The organism is Roseibium sp. SCP14 (genome assembly GCF_040329475.1).
Taxonomy (GTDB): domain Bacteria; phylum Pseudomonadota; class Alphaproteobacteria; order Rhizobiales; family Stappiaceae; genus Roseibium.
Map to the genome: position 1 here is coordinate 1 of NZ_JBDZYH010000046.1, position 246 is coordinate 246.

A 246-nucleotide genomic window follows, 5' to 3' on the forward strand; every position below is an offset into this window, starting at 1 on the left:
GCTTCTGATGGCGCTGCCAACGACCGGTTTGGTCGTTATGTAGACATTGGTGAAAATGGTGTAATCGCGGTTGGTGCTTATGGCGACAACGGTGAGAATGGCGCTGTCTATATCTACACACCAGATGGCAACGGTGGTTATTCCGAGCAGAAACTTACGGCTTCAGACGGCACGAATGCAGACTTCTTGGGGACGTCCGTTTCCATCACGGAAAGTGGTGTCATATTAGCTGGCGCATTTCAGACA

The 246-nt window shown here is 50.8% G+C and carries 1 protein-coding gene; it reads left to right on the forward strand.

The genetic code is table 11. The features are described from left to right. On the forward strand, window positions 1-246 hold a 246-nt coding region (locus ABLQ08_RS32760; protein WP_352950930.1), incomplete at both ends, for an FG-GAP repeat protein.